Genomic DNA, 825 nt, shown 5'->3' with positions numbered 1-825 from the left:
GACCGGGAAATCCGTCGCGAGTGGATCCAGCGCCTGCTCGACCATGACGGCGCGCCCGGCGAAGACGGCGGCATCGAAGCCTGGCTGCGGCTGGGCCAGGCGGTGGGCCTGGACCCCGACCAACTGCGCTCCCAGGAACTGGTGTTGCCGGGTGTGCGCTTCGCGGTGGACGCCTATGTCAACTTCGCCCGTCGGGCCAGTTGGCAAGAGGCCGCCAGCAGCTCGCTGACCGAACTGTTCGCCCCGCAGATCCACCAGTCGCGCCTGGACAGTTGGCCCCAGCATTACCCGTGGATCGACCCGGCCGGCTATGAATACTTCCGCACCCGCCTGGGCCAGGCCCGGCGCGATGTGGAGCATGGCTTGGCGATCACCTTGCAGCACTACACCACCCGCGCAGGGCAGGAACGCATGTTGGAGATTCTCCAGTTCAAGCTGGACATCCTCTGGAGCATGCTCGACGCCATGAGCATGGCCTACGAATTGAATCGCCCGCCCTATCACAGCGTGACCGACCAACGGGTTTGGCACAAAGGAATTACCTTATGAGTTTCGACCGCAGCCAAACCCCGCGCTGGCGCCCCGGCTATCGTTTCCAGTACGAACCGGCCCAGAAAGGCCACGTGCTGCTCTATCCTGAAGGCATGATCAAGTTGAACGACAGCGCTGCGCTGATCGGTGGCCTGATCGACGGCGAACGGGATGTCGCGACCATCATCGACGAGTTGGCCAAGCAGTTTCCCGACGTGCCGGAACTTGGTGACGACATCGAGCAATTCATGGAGGTCGCCCGTGCACAGCACTGGATCGAACTTGCCTGACACC

At 63.2% G+C, this 825-nt stretch carries 2 protein-coding genes; both read left to right on the top strand.

Annotated features, from left to right (window positions below):
* Positions 1–549 (top strand): pyrroloquinoline-quinone synthase PqqC (pqqC, locus tag J4E53_RS30540; RefSeq protein WP_207268295.1); only part of this gene is annotated, 549 nt, incomplete at its 5' end.
* Positions 546–821: a pyrroloquinoline quinone biosynthesis peptide chaperone PqqD gene (pqqD, locus tag J4E53_RS30535; protein ID WP_060743025.1), complete on the top strand. Its 276-nt coding sequence runs from the start codon at positions 546–548 to the stop codon at positions 819–821. The genes pqqC and pqqD, both read left to right, overlap by 4 nt.
* The last annotated feature ends 4 nt before the right edge of the window (positions 822–825 follow it).

The sequence above is a fragment of the Pseudomonas sp. FW305-28 genome, assembly GCF_017351395.1.
GTDB lineage: Bacteria > Pseudomonadota > Gammaproteobacteria > Pseudomonadales > Pseudomonadaceae > Aquipseudomonas > Aquipseudomonas fluorescens_AA.
This window is presented reverse-complemented; position numbering and strand designations above follow the sequence as displayed.